This is a genomic window from Acutalibacter muris (assembly GCF_002201475.1).
Lineage (GTDB): Bacteria > Bacillota > Clostridia > Oscillospirales > Acutalibacteraceae > Acutalibacter > Acutalibacter muris.
The window spans coordinates 1,561,032-1,580,418 of sequence record NZ_CP021422.1; the positions used below are offsets into that span (position 1 = coordinate 1,561,032).

Annotated in this window: 15 protein-coding genes and 1 tRNA gene; 8 read left to right on the forward strand and 8 right to left on the reverse strand. The window is 55.5% G+C overall.

What is annotated here, in order from left to right; genetic code table 11:
- Positions 1–39: 39 nt before the first annotated feature.
- The 5 genes from ADH66_RS07985 to ADH66_RS08010 form a co-directional block, all read right to left on the reverse strand.
- Entirely contained in the window at positions 40–4,365 is a 4,326-nt protein-coding gene (locus ADH66_RS07985) for a DUF7927 domain-containing protein (RefSeq protein ID WP_066533702.1), read from the reverse strand.
- A gap of 81 nt (positions 4,366–4,446) precedes the next feature.
- Positions 4,447–4,800: a DUF7768 domain-containing protein gene (locus ADH66_RS07990; protein ID WP_066533699.1), complete on the reverse strand. Its 354-nt coding sequence runs from the start codon at positions 4,798–4,800 to the stop codon at positions 4,447–4,449.
- Positions 4,801–4,920: 120 nt separating this feature from the next.
- A complete protein-coding gene (locus tag ADH66_RS07995) occupies positions 4,921–5,457 on the reverse strand; it encodes a hypothetical protein (RefSeq protein WP_066533698.1) in 537 nt (178 codons plus the stop codon).
- A 27-nt stretch (positions 5,458–5,484) separates the two neighbouring features.
- Complete coding sequence (locus ADH66_RS08000; protein WP_066533696.1) at positions 5,485–6,423, reverse strand: DUF6017 domain-containing protein; 939 nt, start codon at positions 6,421–6,423, stop codon at positions 5,485–5,487.
- Positions 6,424–6,611: 188 nt separating this feature from the next.
- A tRNA-Ala gene (locus tag ADH66_RS08010) sits at positions 6,612–6,687 on the reverse strand.
- 334 nt (positions 6,688–7,021) lie between these two features.
- Here ADH66_RS08010 and ADH66_RS08015 point away from each other — a divergent pair.
- Genes ADH66_RS08015 through ADH66_RS08025 form a run of 3 tightly spaced genes read left to right on the forward strand, consistent with a single transcriptional unit; the run spans position 7,022 to position 9,020 of the window.
- The gene (locus ADH66_RS08015) at positions 7,022–8,023 is read left to right on the forward strand and encodes a biotin--[acetyl-CoA-carboxylase] ligase (RefSeq protein ID WP_066533693.1); all 1,002 of its coding nucleotides are present in this window, start codon (positions 7,022–7,024) and stop codon (positions 8,021–8,023) included.
- Between the two features lie 53 nt (positions 8,024–8,076).
- A complete protein-coding gene (locus ADH66_RS08020) occupies positions 8,077–8,628 on the forward strand; it encodes a biotin transporter BioY (RefSeq protein ID WP_066533691.1) in 552 nt (183 codons plus the stop codon).
- On the forward strand, positions 8,625–9,020 hold the full coding sequence (locus tag ADH66_RS08025; protein ID WP_066533689.1) for a DUF1284 domain-containing protein: 396 nt from the start codon (positions 8,625–8,627) through the stop codon (positions 9,018–9,020). The genes ADH66_RS08020 and ADH66_RS08025 overlap by 4 nt, the downstream gene beginning before the upstream one ends.
- Here the strand turns inward: ADH66_RS08025 and ADH66_RS08030 are convergent.
- From ADH66_RS08030 to ADH66_RS08040, 3 genes are all read right to left on the reverse strand, one after another.
- Positions 9,010–9,696 (reverse strand): hypothetical protein, encoded by a 687-nt coding sequence (locus tag ADH66_RS08030; protein WP_066533687.1) that lies wholly within the window; start codon positions 9,694–9,696, stop codon positions 9,010–9,012. The genes ADH66_RS08025 and ADH66_RS08030 overlap by 11 nt on opposite strands.
- Before the next feature lie 210 nt (positions 9,697–9,906).
- Positions 9,907–11,916 (reverse strand): FtsX-like permease family protein, encoded by a 2,010-nt coding sequence (locus ADH66_RS08035; RefSeq protein WP_066533685.1) that lies wholly within the window; start codon positions 11,914–11,916, stop codon positions 9,907–9,909.
- Positions 11,917–11,934: 18 nt separating this feature from the next.
- Positions 11,935–13,251, reverse strand: coding sequence for a hypothetical protein (locus ADH66_RS08040; RefSeq protein WP_066533684.1), 1,317 nt, complete (start codon positions 13,249–13,251; stop codon positions 11,935–11,937).
- Positions 13,252–13,659: 408 nt separating this feature from the next.
- Here ADH66_RS08040 and ADH66_RS08045 point away from each other — a divergent pair, with 408 nt between their 5' ends.
- The 5 genes from ADH66_RS08045 to ADH66_RS08065 all read left to right on the forward strand — a co-directional run bounded on the left by ADH66_RS08045 (position 13,660) and on the right by ADH66_RS08065 (position 19,287).
- A complete protein-coding gene (locus tag ADH66_RS08045; protein ID WP_066533682.1) occupies positions 13,660–14,754 on the forward strand; it encodes an acyltransferase family protein in 1,095 nt (364 codons plus the stop codon).
- Between the two features lie 182 nt (positions 14,755–14,936).
- Positions 14,937–16,520, forward strand: a complete 1,584-nt coding sequence (locus tag ADH66_RS08050) for an MBOAT family O-acyltransferase (protein WP_066533680.1) — start codon at positions 14,937–14,939, stop codon at positions 16,518–16,520.
- A complete protein-coding gene (locus ADH66_RS08055; protein ID WP_066533678.1) occupies positions 16,507–17,523 on the forward strand; it encodes a hypothetical protein in 1,017 nt (338 codons plus the stop codon). Before ADH66_RS08050 ends, ADH66_RS08055 begins: the two co-directional genes overlap by 14 nt.
- Positions 17,524–17,551: 28 nt before the next feature.
- Positions 17,552–19,033 carry an amino acid adenylation domain-containing protein gene (locus ADH66_RS08060; RefSeq protein WP_066533677.1) on the forward strand — a complete coding sequence of 494 codons (1,482 nt, stop codon included), beginning with the start codon at positions 17,552–17,554 and terminating at the stop codon, positions 19,031–19,033.
- 23 nt (positions 19,034–19,056) lie between these two features.
- Positions 19,057–19,287, forward strand: a complete 231-nt coding sequence (locus ADH66_RS08065) for an acyl carrier protein (RefSeq protein ID WP_066533672.1) — start codon at positions 19,057–19,059, stop codon at positions 19,285–19,287.
- Positions 19,288–19,387 lie beyond the last annotated feature (100 nt).

Genomic DNA, 19,387 nt, shown 5'->3' on the forward strand with positions numbered 1-19,387 from the left:
GTTTAAGTAAGCCTCCTCTCCCTGATTCTGTTTTCTTCCTTAGTCAATAAGCCTTATCCATGTTTCCCGGCCTCTGCTGTCCTTCGTATACTCATGGCCGTTGCTGACCTCAGCCACCAGAGCCGCATAGGAACTGACGTCGGTGAAGAAAGCGCCCTCTAAACCGCTGCGGTCGGGGTTTGTGTCTCGGCTGGTGATTTCGCACAAGTCCATAGCCACCTTGATCCGGCTGACCTCTCCCTCTGCACTGACGATGTAGGAAGTAAGATCACGCTGGAAAGCGGCGCTCAGAATACGGTAGGTCTGCGCCTGTGTGGCGGGCTTGCGGCCATCTGACTCGGACGAGTATTCGGCGGTGGACACCATGCCCAGTGAAATAAGGAACCTTGCGTCCTTTGTTGTAACGCCCTCCGGCACGGCCTTCGTCCCATAGCCAAGGGATTTACGGTAATCGTCTGTCATGATACGTACGGCAAGCTGGCAGACCTGCCTCAAGGTAATGGGCTCCTCCGGGCGCCACTTGAAAGTGGGGTTGCCCTGGCTGTCGCCATACCCATAGAAAAGTCTATAGTGGATATCCGTAAACGGTACAGTAACATCCTCAAGGACGGAAACCTCCGGGGCCGTCAGGCCCACATCCTTATGGCTGGGGCTTTTCAGGGTGGCATAATTGGTAAAGGCTTTTCCCGAAGCGTCCGTCTTGAACTCCACCCGGAACTGGGCCTCGGCAGAGCCGCCAGGCTGGATATCGCCCAGATTGAGCACCAACTCGCACCCGTTGAAGCTCCACTGGCTGGACTTCACGCCGTTGATGGAAACGGAATCGTTTATAAGGGTCAGCATGGAACTGTCCAGAATATCCAGCGCCTGTACATTCTCCCATACCATATCTGTAGTGTTGCTGGCGGTGATGGTATAGGTCACGGATTCCCTGGGCTTTACGATGGTCTTGTCCACTGTTTTTGTTCCAGCGGGCTTGTTATCAGCCGTATCGTCCGGGGTAAGGGCGGGCACGGTAACGCCGGGGTCTGTGCCGGTCTTTTCACCGTTATCGCCCCTGGCTATAGCGGTATTGGTGATGGCAGTACCCTGAGCATTACCCAGCACACGCACATCAAATTCCACAACAGCAGTTTGATTGGGCTTGAGGTCGTCAACCGGGATTTCGATTGCCCTGCCGGAAATACCATAGGAGACGGTCTGCCCGTCCACCCGCACAGAACCGGCAACAAACTCAAGGCCAGCCGGGATAACGTCGGAAACCGTGACATTTTTCCAGTCAGCAGTGGCATTTGCGCCGTTCTTGACCTGAATGGTATAGGTGAAAATATCTCCGGGCTTGGCTTTCGTCACACTGGCGCTCTTGGTAATGGCCGGTTCTGTCTTGCCGCCGTCAATCTCCACGCCTGTGTCGGGAAGCTGGATATCCTCCCGGTCCGGGCTTTTCACAACGGCGGTGTTGGTGATGTACATACCCTGCGCGCCCTCGTCAACCGTGACGCGGAAGGAGTAGGTTTTGGTCTGGCCGGGCTCTACGCTGTCCGTTATCAGCTTCAAAGTGCGGGCACTGGCATTGTACGAAAAGTCATTGGTGGAGCGCCCGTCCACTTCCACGCTGCCGGAAACAAAGGTCAGGTGTTCCGGGATAACGTCGATGACTTCCACATTCTTCCACGGGCCGGAAGCAGTAGAAGCATTGCGCACAGCGATAGAATATGTCAGTGTGTCGCCAACCTTGGCCCTGGATTTATCCACCGTCTTAGCTCCTACGGAGCCCTCGGACTTGCCGTCCTCCACGGCTACATCTCCGGGAGTTGTTACAGTCACGGGGCCGCTGTTTTCAGCGGCCAGCACAGCGGTGTTGCCGAACCTCTTACCGTAAGCGTTGGTATTGACCGCGGCCGTAAAGGTCACGGTTTTCGTCTGGCCCGGGGCAATATCTCCCAGCTCCACACGGAGCTGCCGGGCCGCCCCGTCAAAAAAACTGCGGGCGGTAAGGCCGTCTACCCGCACACTGGCGGGGTCAAGGGTCAGGTACTCGGAGAGGGTGTCGGTCACGGTCACATTCTTCAGATTGGCCGTCACTTTGTCGGAATTGTGGGCGGTGATGGTGTAGGTGAGAATATCGCCTACTTTTGCGGTAGTCTTGCTTACAGTCTTTGTGCCGCTTAGCTGGCCTTTGCCAAGTCCCACGGCCACGCCGTTGTCGCTGGCGGTATGCTTGCCGTTATCGCCCTGGGCGGTTGCCACGTTGCGGATGATATCCCCGGCGGCGCGCTCCAGAACCTTTACCCGGAATGTCACCCGGACGCTTTCGTTGGGCTTCAAGCTGCCAATTTCCACGCTCAAAACCTGCCCGGAAAGGGTATATTCGGTGGTTTTATCATCAACGGCAACTGAACCGTCCACCAGTTCCACGCCTGCGGGGAGCACGTCGGAGAGCACAATGTTTTTCCAGTCGGCGGTGGCCTTTGCGCCGTTCTTGATTTCTACCGTATAGGTGAAAGTATCGCCGGGTTTGGCCTTGCTGACGCTGGCGGTCTTAGTCATGGAGGGTTCAACACTGCCGCCTTCAATCTCCACGCCGGTATCGGGAAGCTGCATATCTTCCCGGCCCTCGCTGGTGACTTTGGCGGTGTTCACGATACGCAAACCCTGTGCCCCATCTTCCACCGTGACGCGGAAGGTGTATGTCCGGGTCTGGCCCACGGCAATGCTGTCCGCCAGCAGGGTCAAGGTGCGGGCATCTGCGTCAAAGGAGTAATCGTTGCTGGCCCGTCCGTCCACTTCCACGCTGCCGGGGACAAAAGCCAGGTGTTCCGGGATAACGTCCGTAACCTTGGCCTTCTCCCAGGCTGCGGTGGCTGTGGAAGAATTGCGCAGGGCGATGGAATAAGTGAGGGTATCGCCAACCGCCGCCCGGGACTTATTGACGGTCTTTGCGCCTGTGTAGCCCTCGGGCGTGCCGGCGGCAACGGTCACGCCGCTGTCGGTGGCAGGCTTATCTTCCTCGTTGGCGGCGCTCAAAACAGCGGTATTGGTGAATTTCTTTCCGCAAGCACTGGTGTTGACTGTAGCAGAAAACGTCACGGTTTTTGTCTCGTTGGGATTGATATCCCCCAAGTCAACCGTAAGCTGCCGGGTCTTGCTGTCAAAGGTAGTGTGGACGGTATTGCCGTCCACGGCCACGCTGCCCTGATTGAACGTGACATACTCCGGAAGTGTGTCGCTCATGACCACATCCCGCAGGGGGACAGTGGCGGTGTCCGCGTTGTTGACAGTAACGGTATAGGTCAAAGTGTCTCCCACATGGGCCTCGGCCTTATCAACAGACTTTGCCGCAGACATTTTCGCAATCCCGTCCTCTACAGTCACGCCCACGTCAGAGGGGACAACGGAGTCAGAATTATCCGCGCTCAGCACAGCGGTATTCTGGAATGTCTGGTTATAGGCGCTTTTGTTGACAGTCACCTGGAATGTAACGGTTTTTGCAGCACCCGGTTCCATGGTGCCCAACTCAACAGCTAAAATGCCCTTGTCGAAGCTATAGCGGCCACTGGCCCCGTCCATCATGACGCTGCCCTGCACAAAATCAACGAAGCTGGGCAGGGTATCAGTGAGAGTTGCATTTTCAAGCGGGGCGGTAGCGTCCTCCGCATTGCTGGCGGTGACGGTGTAAGTCAGGGTATCGCCTACCTTTGCGGTGGATTTATCAACAGTCTTTGTGGCAGTCAGGCCGGGCCTGCCGTCCTCTATCTTCGTGCCAGCGTCTGTAACAGGCTTGTCCTCGTTCCTGTCCGCGCTCAGGATGGCGGTGTTGGAAAGGCTCTCGCCGTAAGCGGTGTCCTTAACGATGGCGGCAAAAGTCACCTGCTTTTTCTCACCGGGGGCAAGGTCTCCCACCTTAACGGTCAGCAGGCCGGACTTCATGTCAAACTGATAGCTGCCATTCTCGCCGTCCACCAGTACAGAGCCGTACACGAAGCCCAGATGTTCCGGGATGGTGTCCTTTACAACGGCATTACGCAGAGTGGCGTTAGCAGATTCATCGTTGCCAACGGTGATGGAGTAGTGCAGGGTATCGCCCACTCTGGCCTCGGCCCTGTCCACGTCCTTGGAGCCGGTCAGCACAGAATTGCCGTGATGGTAGACATAGGTAATCTCCGTGGTGTAGCCAAGGTAAACGCGGTTGCTGACGGCAGGTGCGGCCAGTTCCCGGCTGGTGCTTTCATCAAGAAAACGCTCGGTCATGTTGCCGGATTCGCCGGGGCTGGCCTCAGTGGCAAGGGCGGCGGTGGTCATGGGGCCAAGGACGGTCAGAAGGCTCAAAAGCAGAGCCAGGAATTTTTGGGAAATTTTATTCAAATAGAAGTCCTCCTTTTAATTTTTTGATGTTTTCGGCGGGTGAAGGGAAAAGGGGGCGCCCGGATTTTGTGAATCAAATAATCATTCATCGGCAATTCCCTGTCCTTTCACGGTCAAAATGCCCTCAAGGGTGGTGGCGGCAATCCGCAGGCGTTGGGCCACGGCAATATCGCTCTTGACCGTTTCATCCACCTGCCCTCCGCAGACGACCAGCACCCGGGAACGGCGCAGGTACTCCCGGGCCATGTCCAGTCCGTCCTTGTGTTCCTGGGGCACCTCCTTGTGAATGAAGTCCGGCAGGAACAGCAGGGGGCATATGGGCGAGAACCCGGCTTCATACACCTGCCTGCAATAATAGGCGGCGTTCTCCCTGTCTGTGCTCCTGCTGCCACTCCACGCGGCTGAAATGTAGGCGATAGGACGTTTTACTGTCATACTGATTTCCTTTCTCCCCATTCGGGGTAAAAAAATAACGGCTTATAGCCGTTTTGTGTCCCAACTTGGGACGGATTTCTCTGTTGATTTTTTGTGTCCCAACTTGGGACACATTACCCGCTACCTGTCCGGGCCGTTTTTGGTTTTGGGCTTCTGCGTGACGGCCCTGATTTTCTCCATATCAAAGCCCCATTCCCGGGGATGGATATCCCGCAGCGAACTGCCCCAGAGGATGACATTTCCAATCTGGCGGCGGTTCGGGCCAATTTGCAGTATTTCAAAAATGCAGTATTTCCGGCCCTTTGCCGCCCCTTTCGGTGCAAAAGCAAAGCCGTGGGCGGATATTTCATCAATGATAAAATAGGGCGGGCCCTTGGCCGTGCTATCCTTGGTAAAGTAGAATTTCCGGTAAAATTCAAGCTCGCGTATGTAGTCCAGCGGCGTATACTTTGCGCCGATGCCCTCCATGCGCTCCGCAAACTCGCAGATGTGGTAAACATTATTTCCCACCTGCGTGTGGCACTCGTCCAGAAACCGGCATACTCGCTCAATCTGTTCCCCGTTCGGGCGGGTGATCCGGATGCGCCCGCCGTCCGGCAGGTGGAACAGGGTATTGTAGCTGCTGTCGATAAAACGGATGTACTTTTTCGTGGGCAAAACCTCCTTAAAAAAATTTTCTGTGGATTAAGAGCTTCCGTATAAATCGTGCTGCACCTGCGTCTGGTAGTACCGACCGATAGTGGTCGGCGCGTTGTACAGGCTGGTAAGCAAGTAGGCCCGGATGTTGCGGACTTTCCCGGTGGTTTGATTTAAACAGTCAAAGACGTACTCAATGTGTGAATCGTCCAGCTTGAGAAACCGGGAGCGTACCGCTTCTGCGGGAATGTCCTCTCTGCCAATGCGTACCGTGGGCTGGGTGGTGGTAAGGGTGTCAACTATCAAATCCACCACTCCATCCGTGTCCTCCTGCCCGTATTCGCCCACCAGCTTTTCATAGCCGATATTTTCCATCACCACCTCCCGATACCCGGCCCTATCCATTGTATCAACCGAAAGATGGATAGATGGATTTGTCTGGTTCAACTCTGTATAACTTTTATCAGTATAGATACACTCCGATTTTCCGAACTCTGCACTTCTGCTTTCCCGAAGTCTTGACTTCTGGTTTTCCGAACTCTTGACTTCGGTTTTTCCGAAGTCTGGGTTTCCGCTTTTCGGAAGTCTGGACGGGGGAGAGGGCTGTATATCTTCTCCCGATGGTTTTTCCGAAGTGGTGAACCGCTTGACATAGATTCTCGCCGGTTTACCCTGTCCCTGCTTCACGCGCTGGATAAGGCCAATACCTTTGCCCGTGTCCAACTCGGCCAGCAGCTTGACCGCCTTATCGTTGCCGCAATTCAAAGCCTCCCGGATTTCATCCAGCGGGTAATAGATAAAGACGCGGTTTTCTTCATCATACCAGCCGTTCCGGGCGGACAGGCCCATCCTGTCCAGCATAAGGCCGTAGAGCAGCTTGGCGTCGGTAGAAACATGCCTGAACTCCGGGCCGACAATAAGCTGCCGGGGGATTCGGTAGAAACTGAACTGTTCCGATTCCCCGCCATAGAAATAATCAAAAGCCATGTAGTCGCTCCTTTCTTATTTTTTGATAACTGTTAAAAATGGGCATGAAAAAAGGGCATTCAATAAAATCCTGAACGCCCTTTAAGGGGAGTGGCACTTGTCTGGCTGGGATATTCTGGTCTGCAAATGCCACAATAACGAAAAAGGCTCGTTTCTTTTGAAACAAGCCTTTTCCCATGTGTACCTTTTGGTGGAGATAAGCGGGATCGAACCGCTGACCTCTTGAATGCCATTCAAGCGCTCTCCCAGCTGAGCTATACCCCCGAGTTTTCTATCATACTATGATATCTGATATCGAGGTACACAATATTCAATTTTGGTCGTTATAAACAAGATATTAAAGCTTTTTGCATTCTCAGTGGGGGCATATAAATGATTTTTCGGGCTCCCAGCTGAGCTATACCCCCGAATCTTCTACGCTATCCCTTAGCGCTCAATTATAATACCATATTTCTTTCAATTTTGCAACCCCTTTTTTGCAAAAAAATAATTTTATTTTTTGATCAAATCAAAGATTGTCGCCTGAAACCCAAATCGTAGGTTGACAATCTTGACCTTCTATGCTACAATACGATAAAAACTTTGGGAGGTGATAATTTTGAATATAACAGACAGCATTTTACGGATACTGCGGGAGAGCCCAAAGGCAGTTTCCGGGGAAGCCATAGCGGAGCAGTTGGGTGTCAGCCGCAGCGGGATATGGAAAGCTGTCAGAAAATTGCGGGAGGAGGGGTACAAAATTGAAGCAGCCACAAACAAAGGCTACCGTTTGGTGTCAGAAAGCGGTGCTCTAAGCCCGGAAAACATACAAAGACGTCTGGAGCCTGGCATGGAGGGAATCGAGATCGATCTGCGAGGGGAGGTTACCTCTACAAACACAGTGCTAAAGGAACTGGCCGAGCAGGGGCGGCCCGAGGGACTGGTGCTAATTGCACAAAGCCAGGTGAAGGGCAAGGGGCGGCTGGGCCGGTCCTTCTACTCACCCCAGGGGCAGGGGCTATATATGAGCATATTGTTGCGCCCAGAGCTTCCCGCGGAGGACTCGCTGGCCATAACCACGGCGGCGGCGGTGGCCGTGGCGGAGGCCGTCAGCCGGGTCACGGGGCGGCAGGCTATGATCAAGTGGGTCAATGACGTGTACCTTGAGGGCAGGAAAATATGCGGTATCCTGACGGAGGCGGCCATAGACTTTGAGAACGGCAAGCTAAACTATGCTGTGCTTGGCATCGGAGTAAACATTTTAGAACCGCCCGGAGGGTTCCCTCCCGAGATATCGGAGACAGCGGGCGCGCTATATAGGGAGGAGGCTCCGGCGGACACCAGGACAAGGCTGGCGGCAGAGATACTGAACCGCTTTTTCGGGTTTTACCGCGCGCTGCCGGAGCATAGCTATATGGACGCATACAAAAAGCTCTCCCTGCTGACCGGCCTGGAGATAACATTCCAGCAGGGCCAGGAGACCTGGGAGGGCACAGTGCTTGGCATCGATAACGAGGCCCGGCTTGTGGTACGGCTGGACTCCGGCGAGGAGAAGGCGTTTAGCGCCGGAGAAGTCGCCATCGTTAAGAAAGGGCTTCTTGAGCAGATACGCACAAACTGACGTTATGTGCATAAAAACAAAACCACAGCTTTTTATAAAAAGGAGAAAGTATTATGGAACACAGCAAAAATCCAATCCGGCGCACAGTTATGACCGGCGTAATGGCCGCGCTGCTGGCGGTTATGTCGCAGATATCTATCCCACTGCCCGTGGGCGTGCCAATCACCTTACAGACCTTTGCAGTGGCCCTGTGCGGCTATCTGATGGGCCCGGCGCTGGGCACGCTGGCAGTTGTAGTATACCTGGCCCTGGCCGCCGTTGGAGTGCCGGTGCTTGCCGGGTTCAGCGGGGGAGTGGGCGCGTTTATGGGCATGACAGGAGGATTCCTTTGGGGTTTCATACCCATGGCGCTGTTGTGCGGCCTGGGGGTAAGGGCCGGCAAAAAATACATAGCCCTGCTTTTGGGCGGGGCGGGGCTGCTCCTGTGCCATCTGGCGGGCTCCTTCCAGTTTGGGCTTGTAAGCGGCACCAGCTTTTTCGCTTCTGTTATGGCCGTGTCCGTGCCCTTCTTAATTAAAGACGCGGTCTCCGTAGTGCTGGCGTATCTGGCAGCGGCGGGGATAGCGGTAAGCCTAAAGAAGGCCGGTATGGGGGACCTGGCATGAGGGCGCTCAGAGGGCACCATATGTTCTGCACAAGACTGTTCTCTGGCAGCGGGTATAACCAGGCCTTTGCGGATAATATGGGGCGGCTGGTAGAGAATATGCAGAAGGGCGAGAAATTCCAGCTTGTACAAGGCAATGACGACATATGCAGATACTGCCCCAACAGGGAGCCGGAGGGCTGCGCCCTGGGCACAGAAGATGTGCAGAGAAGGGACGCGGCCGCCATGGAGGTCACCGGCACGGCTCCGGGGCAGGTGCTGGACTGGGCGGAGCTGCGGGAACGCCTGGAAAAGCTCAGCGAAGAAGACTTTCGGTATGTCTGCGGGGACTGCCGCTGGCAGAGGGAAGGGCTGTGCTCATACCCGCTGCTGAAGGAGCGGACTAGGCCCTGATATATCGGGCCGCCCGGGCGGCCCCCACCTTTTGTATGCGCCCGGCCCGCACCATGGCCCCTAGTGCGGCCTCCACGGTGGTGGGGCTCACGTTCGGCAGGGCTGCGCATATCTCGGCCTTTGAGATAGGAGCCGCGCTTCCCAGCACTATCTCCTCGATGGCGGCGCGCTTTGTCCTGCCGCGCCGGCGCACAGTCGGCGCCATATCCTTGCCGCACAGATAGAGCAGTGAGAGAAATATCTCTATATAATATAGATAAGCGTTTCCGTTTTGCTCCCAATGGACAGAAGCGCGCTCCAGAGCCCTCTGGTAGAAAAAGCGGTATGTGCAGATTTTGTCCTCCAGAGGGAAATTTCTGCACATAGGGTACCCGGACCGGCTCAGCAGCTGCTGCGCCAGCCCGATAGCGGCGCTTTGGGAGCCGGGGTCTTTAGGCAGGGTGCAGAGCATATCCAAGGTGACGCAGGGAACCAGAAGCAGGGGTTCAGCGTCAGAGCGCTTATATGCTGTTATGATCTTTTCGGGGAATTCGCTGAGGTCCGGCTTCTGCGCCGGGTTTCCCGCACCGGCCTTGCCGCCAAGCCGTTTCTGCATACCCCTTAGGCATTCCAGCAAGCTGGATACGTTTTCCGGCAGAGGGAATTTTTCCAGGAACGAGTAATCATATTTATGCATATCCCCATCTCCTTTTCTGCATATATCATATCAAATCTCATAGGGAAAAGCAAGCTTTTCCCTAAAACTTTGTCCCTTGGCGTTGATAAATATGCACATACAAAATGAATAGCAAAAACGGGGGAAATGGCCGTGTTATAGCCATTTCCCCCGTTTATAATGTACGCTTTGTGTACATTATGGCATTACCTGCCGCCCCGGCCTATACTTCTATTGTTTTGCGTTAAGCAGCAAAAGGGGTTCAATGCGCAGGCTGCGGCCAATAAGGCAAAGGCCCAGCAGTAAAACCAGCAGATCCAGCGCCAGGGGGGCCGCCATAAATACGCCGGCGGGCGCCTCTATCTTCTGCAGCTCCGCCTTGTTGCCCTGCACGTCCCACATGGCCCAGGGACTGTACTTGGCGCTAAAATTATAGATGCCCCCAAGGTTCCAGTCCACCACCCTGCCCTCCTCCATCTTGGCGCTTTGGGCCTGGGCCTGTTCCAGGCTGTAGGCGTCCACCCGGTCCAGCAGCACTCCGGCTCCTACGCTGCCTATGGCGGTGGCGGCCAGCGAAAGGACCATCAGACCCGCCATCAGGGATACCCGGCACTGGCCCTTGGTCATGCCAAGGCTGCGCTCTACCGCGGTGCGCTTCTTCTCCATCACCACGAAGAAGTACAGAAGCAGGGCAATAATGGCCCCGGCGGCCAGCACCCCCACGGCGAACAGCAGCGCGGCGGTTTTCTTTGCGTCGTTCAGGTTCTCCACCGACCGGGCATAGCCCATGTCGTCATAGTAGATATCCAGCCTCTCCGCCTCCGGCACAGCCTCACGCAGTGCAGCGTCAAATTCCTCGATGCTGCCGTTGGGTATCATGAAGGAGGTGTTGCTGTCGTCCATGGCCCCGGCATAGAGTATATGCCCCTCGTCCGAGCCCTCTATGGACCGGCTGGGGACAATGATAAGATCGCTGTAGGTCAGCTCCTCGCAGCGGTAGCGGGGGTCGAAAATGCCAACGATTTCGTATTCCGCCTCAAAGAAGGGCTCCAAGGGCTTGCCCTGTGCGTCCAGCAGATGCTGTACCGGCAGGCTGAAGCGGGTGGTCGAGCCAAATTCGTTTATTTCCTGATAGCCGTAGAGTGAGCCGATAAGGGGCAGGGTGATCTTGTCCCCCTCATACAACAGGTTCTTTTGGGCAAACTCCTTTGCCACCATGCACACCCGGGCCCCGCTGGCGTACTCCTCCTCGGTTATCTCCCGGCCCCGGATATTGGCGATGTTCCGCCGGTGAAAGGTCAGCAGGTTCGGATCGCTTACAGGCAGCACCGGGTGCGTGAGCTTCTTCATCTCGTTTTCCGTCGTAAGGCTCCTCCAGGCCTCAAAGGCCCCGCCCTCGTCATAGTAGCCGGGGGTGACCTCTACAAAGCCCGAAGAACGCCCGTTTTCGTCTGTGTTAAAGATATCGCTCTCTACCGGGTTGCCCCGCCGGTCTACCAGGGACGTACCCGGGGAGCTGAGAGCGGCATAATTATCTCCCAGAGCATTGAGACTCACCATCTTTCCGTCCCTGTCCATTACAGATACGTCGGACAGGGGGTTTGCGGTGTTGTGCGTCAGAAGGCCCACGTAGGTCTTGCCGGGTTCAAGCTCGCCTTCTTCTAGCCAAAACTCCACAAAGTTCATAGTCTCGCCAATCTCAAGGTCGCAGGGCATATAACTGATGGAGGCCCTGGAGTCTGCATCGCCTTCGTAAAGGTTCAGTTTAAGCACCTGTCCGCTGCCCTCTAGAATTTTGGTGAGCTCGGCCTCAATCAGATAGGGATTCTCCGGGTTTGGGCCTTTTACGCGGAACTCTAACAGGTTAATGTTGTCGTCCACCGCTATGGAATCCCGGTTGCCGCCCTCGACCCAGGCCCCCTCTATACAGGCCAAATAGTACGGCCGGCTCTCCGGGGGCACTATGTAATCCGCTCCCTCAAAGTCCAGCGTATCGGGATATATGATTCCCTCCTCGCCATAGTCCCAGAACACCGGGTTGAAGGAGCCGCCCTTGTCCTTGGGCTGCTGGCTTATATAGCCCACGGTGGTAAAGGACTCGTCCAGAGAATCGATACGTATCTGGTTCTGCATATACATGGCCGCGCCGAACACCAGCAGCAGGGTAGAGGCCGCCATCAGCAGAAAGAACAATATGGCACGTCCGGGCCGTCGGAGCAGCTGTTTCAGACTGTTTTTCATGATAATATCCTCCTTTCCTTATTCCGTGGCCGTTAGAAGGGCCAATGCGTCAAAGCGCAGCAGGATTATAAGTCCCACAATATCCCCGATAAGGGCACAGAGCAGGAACGTCCCGCACACCAGCAGCGCCGTGCCAAAGCCGATGCCCGTCATCAGCATGGAGACGGGGACCGCCAGCAGCGCCCCCGCAAGCTGTGCCGCCAGGGCCGCCATCAGGGTTGAAAAGGCCGTTACCACCTTTGGACGGCCTAAGGAGCAGGCTATGGCCATATCCCTGCGGCAGCCCCGCAGCACCAGGAAGATGGCGAGGGTGACAAGGAACACGACCACCACAAAGAAGGGCACAAGGAACATCTCGTACTGGCGCATGCTCTGTCCCAGCTTTTCCGCGCTGCGGATGAACTCCTCGTCGTCCATGTAGACCGTGCGGGCATTCACCAGACTGACATACATCTCATGGGTATCGATGAAGAAGGGCTGGCCCAGGCCGCTGTCCTTCAGGCTGTCCTTGAATTCGTTGAGCTTCATGGAGTCCTTCAGGTCCCCTCCGTAGCTTGTATAGGTGAAGGGGTTATTGGGCTGGTCCTCCGCAAGCCTGGCGCGCAGCCAGGTAAGGGGCAGATACATATCCGCCGGATGTATTGTCTCAATGCGCGCGGGGTAGGTGCCCGCTACGGTGAAGCTGTACTCGTTCATATAGGAGTACGCCTTGCCCACCCCAAAGCCGCTGGTGAATTGCAGGAAGCAGATGGGCATTTCAAAGGTGTCGCCTATCTCCAGGCCCGTACTCTGCGCCATCTTGTCGCTGATAAGGCAGAGAGACTCGCCCCCCTCCAGGAAGGAGAGGTCATAGCCCTCTCCCAGGGTTACGTCCCCGGCCCAGCCAAGGCCAGTGGCCTCAAAGTTGGTGACGCCGTAGATATGCACGTCTCCCTGGGGCATATAGGAAGAGACGTATACCCAGTCTGATTCCCGATCCTCTATCTTGCGGACCATTTCATCGTGGGCTGTGTTCAGGGCCGTCCGGCTCTCCTCTGAGTAGTAGCCCCCCGCCTGGCAGGTGGCCACGACCCTGCCCACCCCCAGCATCTCCAGCAGCTCTCCGTAGGTATAGGAGATGGTCAGGTCGTCGAAGGTGTCGGCATTGACGTTGCTGATGCGCACCTTGGCGGGAGTATTCTCGCTGAGGGTCTCAAGGGCCCGGCGGTTGCTGCTCAGGCTGCCGATATAGAACGCGATGCAGCCGCACAGCAGCAGCGACACGCAGCACAGCAGCACCGAGCGTCCCCGGTAGCGGAACAGCTGGTAGCCGGACTCTGTAAAAATGAACTTCATATTGGTACCTCCTGTCCAATAATTTGCGCACTCTCCAAATGCGGCAGGGAAGGGGCCGGAGAAATGCTTCTACCTATAAGAAGTCAGTTTTTCGGCAAATGGTTGCAGCTTTTTCAAAAAAATTTTTTCTTTTTCCGATGAGCGGCTTTTTCGGCGCGCATTTCCCCTTATTATTACATTATAAAACACCGAAAGCGGCAAGTCAAGGTTCTGCTCCGGGCGGTCTCAACCGTGTGCCCTACGCCTGGGCGCGCAGGGCTATCTGCTGAAGCACGGGACAAGATTATTGACAAGATAAGCCTTTGGGGTTAGAATAGCTTCATAGAGGTCCGTCTCGCGGAACGCCGTTTTTCCAGCCGCTGTTGTATCCGCATATTTTGACGGCATGGAAAGGAGCGTGTATTCCCTATGTACCGCGACACGCATACCAACAGCACCGAGCGATACGAATATATAGACATTGCCAAAGGACTGTGTATGCTGGCGGTAGTGTGGGGGCATCTGATGCTGGCGGGCGCAAGCAATCGTCTGGCGTACGCCTTTCATATACAGGCGTTCTTTTTCCTGTCGGGAATGTTATTCCGACAGGAAAAGCATAAAAGCCTTTTATGCTTCGCAAAGCACCGTGCCAAAACCCTCCTGCTGCCCTATGCCGCTTTTTCCTTAGTCACCTGGACATATTGGGCGCTGCGCTGCACCCTGTTGCACATAGAGGTGAGAAGCTATTGGAAACCGCTTGCGCAAACTGTGCTGGCTCAGGGCTCCGCCGGATTTCTTGTACACAATGTAGCCCTTTGGTTTGTTACCTGCCTATTTGTAGTGGAAACACTCTACTATTTTTTGTGCAAGCTTCCGCCTTGGGCTACGGCCCTTATGTGCGCTCTGTGCGGCGGGGTGGGGTATTGGATGGTACAGCCCCACAGTTTCTTCGATTTTAAGCTGCTGCCCTGGAGCATAGAAGCCGCCATGACTGGGGTAGTATTTTATGGCGCGGGAAATCTGTTTGTTCGCAAATTCCCTCTTTCTGTTCTATATACCGCCGTTTTGCGCCGCAAGGGTATCGGAGCTGCCCTTGCCGGGGCAGCAGCCGTTCTTCTTCTGCTCCTTGGCCCGGGCAACGGCCATGTGACCATTGCCCAGGGCAGCCTTGGCGACTGCCTTTTTCTGTTCTATCTGAATGGGTTACTTGGAGTGGCGGCTGTGCTGCTGTTTAGCGTTCTTCTGTCTGATTCTCTCTCCCTCTCACAAGGCATTCTCACAAAGCCTGTGGCCTGGCTCTCCTGGATTGGAAAAAACAGCTTCTACGCTATGGCTATTCATATACCGGTCATGGTAGATGTAGTGTGGATTTTCTCGCATTTTACGCAGCAGGGCATGGACGCGCTGCGTACCAGCTGGCGCTTTACTTTCCCGGAGTTTCTGCTTATTCTCCTGCTTACGTCCCTGTGGATATGGGCGCTGGGGCGGGCCCGCAGATATTTTAAAAGCAGGCGTTTTTTATAATTTTGAGATTCATCTCCCGCTGGAGCGTGCGCCCGTAGAAAGCTCTTGACAATAATCGTCCCCTTATGGTAAGATAGCAACGGAATTCTTAACAGCTTTTTGCCTGCCTGTCCCCGGAAAGTCTGCGACTGCTGTTAGGGCCGTCGCTATTTTTTAAGTTTAGAAACTGCGGAGGAGTGGCCATGTCCATTACATCTCTGGCCTTTGTGGCTTTTGCGGCCGTCCTGGCGGCGGCGTACTATCTTGTGCCAAAAAGGTTCCAGTGGGTGGTTCTGCTGCTTTTCAGCGCCGTTTTCTATCTTATGTCCGGGCCAAAGCACGGAGTATATATTCTGGTAACCGCTCTTTCCGCATATGCCTGCGCCCTGTGGATGGCCCGCGTCTCCCAGGGGCAAAAGGCTTTCTTCCAGGCCCACAAGGAGCTTTCCAGGGAGGAAAAGGGCGCCATACGCCAAAAGAATACCCGGAGGAAGCGTCTGGCCCTTATAGCTGCGCTGCTGCTCAATTTTGGCCTGCTCAGCGTCTTCAAATATGCCCACTTCGTATTAGATCAGATAAACCGTCTGCTGGGTCTGTTCGGCGGTTTTCAATTCGATAATTCCTTTTCCATACTGGTCCCCCTGGGTATTTCCTTTTACACCTTCCAGACAATGGGGTACCTTATCGATGTATACTGGGACAAGGCGCCCCCGGAGAGGAATTTCTTTAAACTGCTGTTGTTCACCTCCTTTTTTCCGCAGATTACCCAGGGGCCTATCAGCGGCTATTCACAGCTGTCCTGCCAGTTCCTCCAGCCCCACAGCTTCTCCTATGAGAACTTTGCCGCCGGGTGCCAGCGTATGATCTGGGGCTATTTTAAAAAGCTGGTTCTGGCCGATACCCTGGCCCCCTGCGTTCATGCGGTATTTGAAAACTACGCCCAATATTCCGGCCCCGCCGTGCTGACAGGCGTATTTTTTTACAGCATACAGATATACGCCGACTTTTCCGGCTATATGGATATTATGTGCGGCCTGTGCCAGGTTTTGGATATACGTCTTGAGGAGAACTTCCTGCGTCCGTATTTCTCAAAGTCCATTGCCGAATACTGGCGGCGGTGGCACATCACCCTGGGGGCATGGTTCAAAAGCTACATTTACTACCCTATCGCCGTCTCCAAGTGGAACACGCGCCTGGGTAAATGGGCCCGCGGCCGTTTCGGCAAGACCTTCGGTCAGGCTTTGCCCGCGTCTATCGCCTTAGTGGCCGTATGGCTTGTGACGGGTATTTGGCACGGAGCCAGCTGGGCGTATATCGCCTGGGGCGGGGTCAACGGCCTGTTCATCATCGTTTCCCTGTGGCTCGAGCCTCTGTACCAATGGGGCCGGGACAAGCTCCACCTCCGGGAAAGCTCCTTCGGCTGGCGGCTGTTCCAGGTGGCGCGCACCTATCTGCTGGTCTGTTTTATAAAGGTGCTGCCGGAGGTGGGCGGTCTTCGCCAGGGTCTGGGGCTGTGGCGGCAGGTTTTCACCGGCCGGCGGCTGCCCTCCTTTGCAGAGCTGTTTCCCTATGGTATGCCCCTTTCCTCCCTTATAATGGTTGCCGTTGCCACAGGGGCGCTGCTGCTTGTCAGCCTGCTCCAGCGCAAAGGATCTGTGCGTGCCTGGTTCGGGAGGGCCCCTCTGCCCGTGCGCGCTTTTACCCTTGCGGTGCTTCTGGTGCTTACCGTCTACTTTGGCGTGCCGGCTTCCGGCAATGTAGGAGGTTTCCTCTATGCGCAATTTTAGAAGGGCTCTGTGTTCGGTCCTCGCGGTGCTGGTATGCTTTTCGCTGATAACCGCCGTCATCGTTTTTCCATATTACGCCTGGGGTACGTACCCCTATCAGGACGCGAAGGTCCGTAAAGACATGGCGGGTCAGTTTGACCTCTTGGTGTCCAGCGCCTCCCAGGGACTGCGGGCCATAGACCCAAGGGCCCTGGACGACGCCCTGGGCTGCACAAGCTATGATTTGGGAGCTCCGTTGCAAACTATGTACGGCCGCTACCTTTTTCTTAAGGAGGAATTGGATCGCAACCCGGTGAAAACTGTTATCTTAGAGCTTTCTTATGACGCCCTTTCCCGTTCTTACAACGATTATGGCAGGGAGGGCAGCATATATCAGCTGGGGCGGTCAGATAACCTGGGGCTTTGGGTGGAATACTTTTTCAGACAGGTCCCTCCCGCCGACTGGGCTCATCTGTTGTATGACACGATGAACCGAGGTGTCCATACCTGGCGGCAGCTGCTTGCCGGTGAGTTGTCCGTACCCAAGCACTATGAAACCCACGGCTTCTGGCCGGGTCTGGAAAGCACGCCTATGCCCGGCCCGGAAAATTATGAAAAGGATTATCACACAGAGGCTCTTTCCACAGTCCCGCAAGAGGACAACCTTTATTGGCTGGATATGTGCCTGTCCCTGTGCCGGGAAAGGGGCGTTCGGGTGGTGATGATCGCCACGCCTCTTTCTGAATATATGCTTTGGAGTACCAGCGGATTTGACGAAATCCTGGCGACCCACCGTGCGGTAAGTGAAAAATGGGGCGTACCCTTTTACGATTTTAATCTGAAGAAGGACAAGCTGGAGCGGTACCCGGAGGAGACCGCCTATTTCGACCAGCACCATCTCTGCGAAGCCAGTGCTCGGGATTTTCCATATGACCTGGCGGAGGTACTCATGGCGGAAAAACCCGACGCCCTTTTTTACGGCTCTTATGAGGAGGCCCTTCACGCCCGGTACCAGGCCCCCTAAAATGTCTTTCTTATGAAAGGAGAGGCTTATGGATTCTGTCCTGCAATATCTGGTAGAGGCAGCGGCCCGCTGCCCGGATAAGGTTGCCTTGGCTGACGGTGAGCAGGCTTTCACCTATAGAGAGCTTCTGGAACAGTCCCGCCAGGTCGGGGCCTTTATTTCCAGTCGGGAGCCGCCCGGCCGGCCCATAGGGGTGCTGGCCAAGCACTGTGCCGCCACCCCGCTGCTGTTCTATGGGGCGCTGTGGGCCGGCTGTTTCTATGTGCCGCTGGACCCGGAGCTTCCCAGCGCTAAATTGCAAAGGCTGTTAGCGGACTGTAACCCTTCTCTGGTGCTTACCACCGACGCCGGGGACCCTTTGCCCTTCTCCGGGGAGACTGTATGTCTGGCAGACGCTCTTAGTCGGGGAGCCGGACGGCCCCTTCCATGTCCCGAAGGTGGGCCGGAGCACCCTCTGTGCCTGCTCTATACCTCCGGCTCCACCGGCACGCCAAAGGGGGTGCTGAAAAGCCACGGGGCCGTTAAGAGCTTTGTGGAGGCGTTTCTCAGCACCTTTCCCCTTTCACCCGATGAGGTGCTGGGGAACCAAACGCCGTTTTTCTTTGACGCTTCTGCTAAGGACCTGTACCTTTCAATGCGCCTTGGGGCCCGGTTGGAGGTCCTTGACGCAAGCTTGTTCACATTTCCTGTGCGGCTGATCGAACACATGAACCGCCGGCAGGTTACCTGTATCAGCTGGGTGCCCTCGGCCCTGGCCCTTGTAACCCAGCTGAACACGTTTCAGGAAATAAAACCTCAGTATCTTCGGCAGGTTTTCTTTGTGGGGGAGGTCTTTCCCATGAAGCAGCTGAACCGCTGGCGCGCTGCCCTGCCTCATGTGCGGTTCACAAACCTATACGGTTCCACGGAGCTTGCGGGGGTGTGCTGCTATTATGAAGTCGCCGGAGATTATTCCGACAGCGACGCTCTTCCCATTGGCCGGGCCCTGCCAAACTGCCGGGTCTTCTTGTCTGACGGACAGGAGCCTGTCCGTCGGCCAGGTGAGATCGGTGAGATTTGCGTGTGCTCTCCAGCCCTGGCCCTGGGCTACTATGGCGATGAAGAGAAGACTGCCGCCGTATTTCGTCAGGAGGGGGCACAAAAAGTTCTGCACACCGGGGACCTGGCCCAGTACCGTGAGGACGGCCTTTTAATGTTCGCCGCCCGGAGGGACCACCAGTTCAAGCACATGGGCAGGCGTATCGAGGCCGGGGAGATAGAAGCCGCCGCTCTGGCCCTGGAGCCTATCCTGCGGTGCTGCTGTATGTATCAGCAGGAGCGGGGCAAAATTATCTTGGCCTGCCAGCTGGCCCCAGGCTGCCAGGAGACGGCCCGGGACATACGCGCCGCCCTGAAGCAGTCCCTTGCCGACTATATGGTACCCTCAAAGGTGGTTCTGCTGCCGGAGATCCCTTTAAACGCAAACGGTAAAATTGACCGCCCGGCCCTGAGACTCAGCCTGGGCATATAGCTTTCATAAAGGAGATGTAGAAAATGGAGGAACTGCTGGAAATTTTGGAGGACATTGATCCTGATATTGACTATACCACCGCTGAACACCTGATAGACGGCAAGCTGCTGGATTCGTTCAGCATCGTATCCCTGGTGTCTGAAATCGCCAACACCTTTGATATTGAGATATCGCCTAAGTACCTGGTACCGGAAAACTTCAACAGCGCTGCCGCCATGTGGAGCATGATCTGCCGCCTCCGGGAGGAGGAATAGTTCCCAACATATAAAGACCTCTTAATTTTAATGGAGAAAATCTGTAGTGGTAAGCCGGTCTCCGGGAAGGGAGAGCGGCTTTTCCACCAAAAGAAAAGGA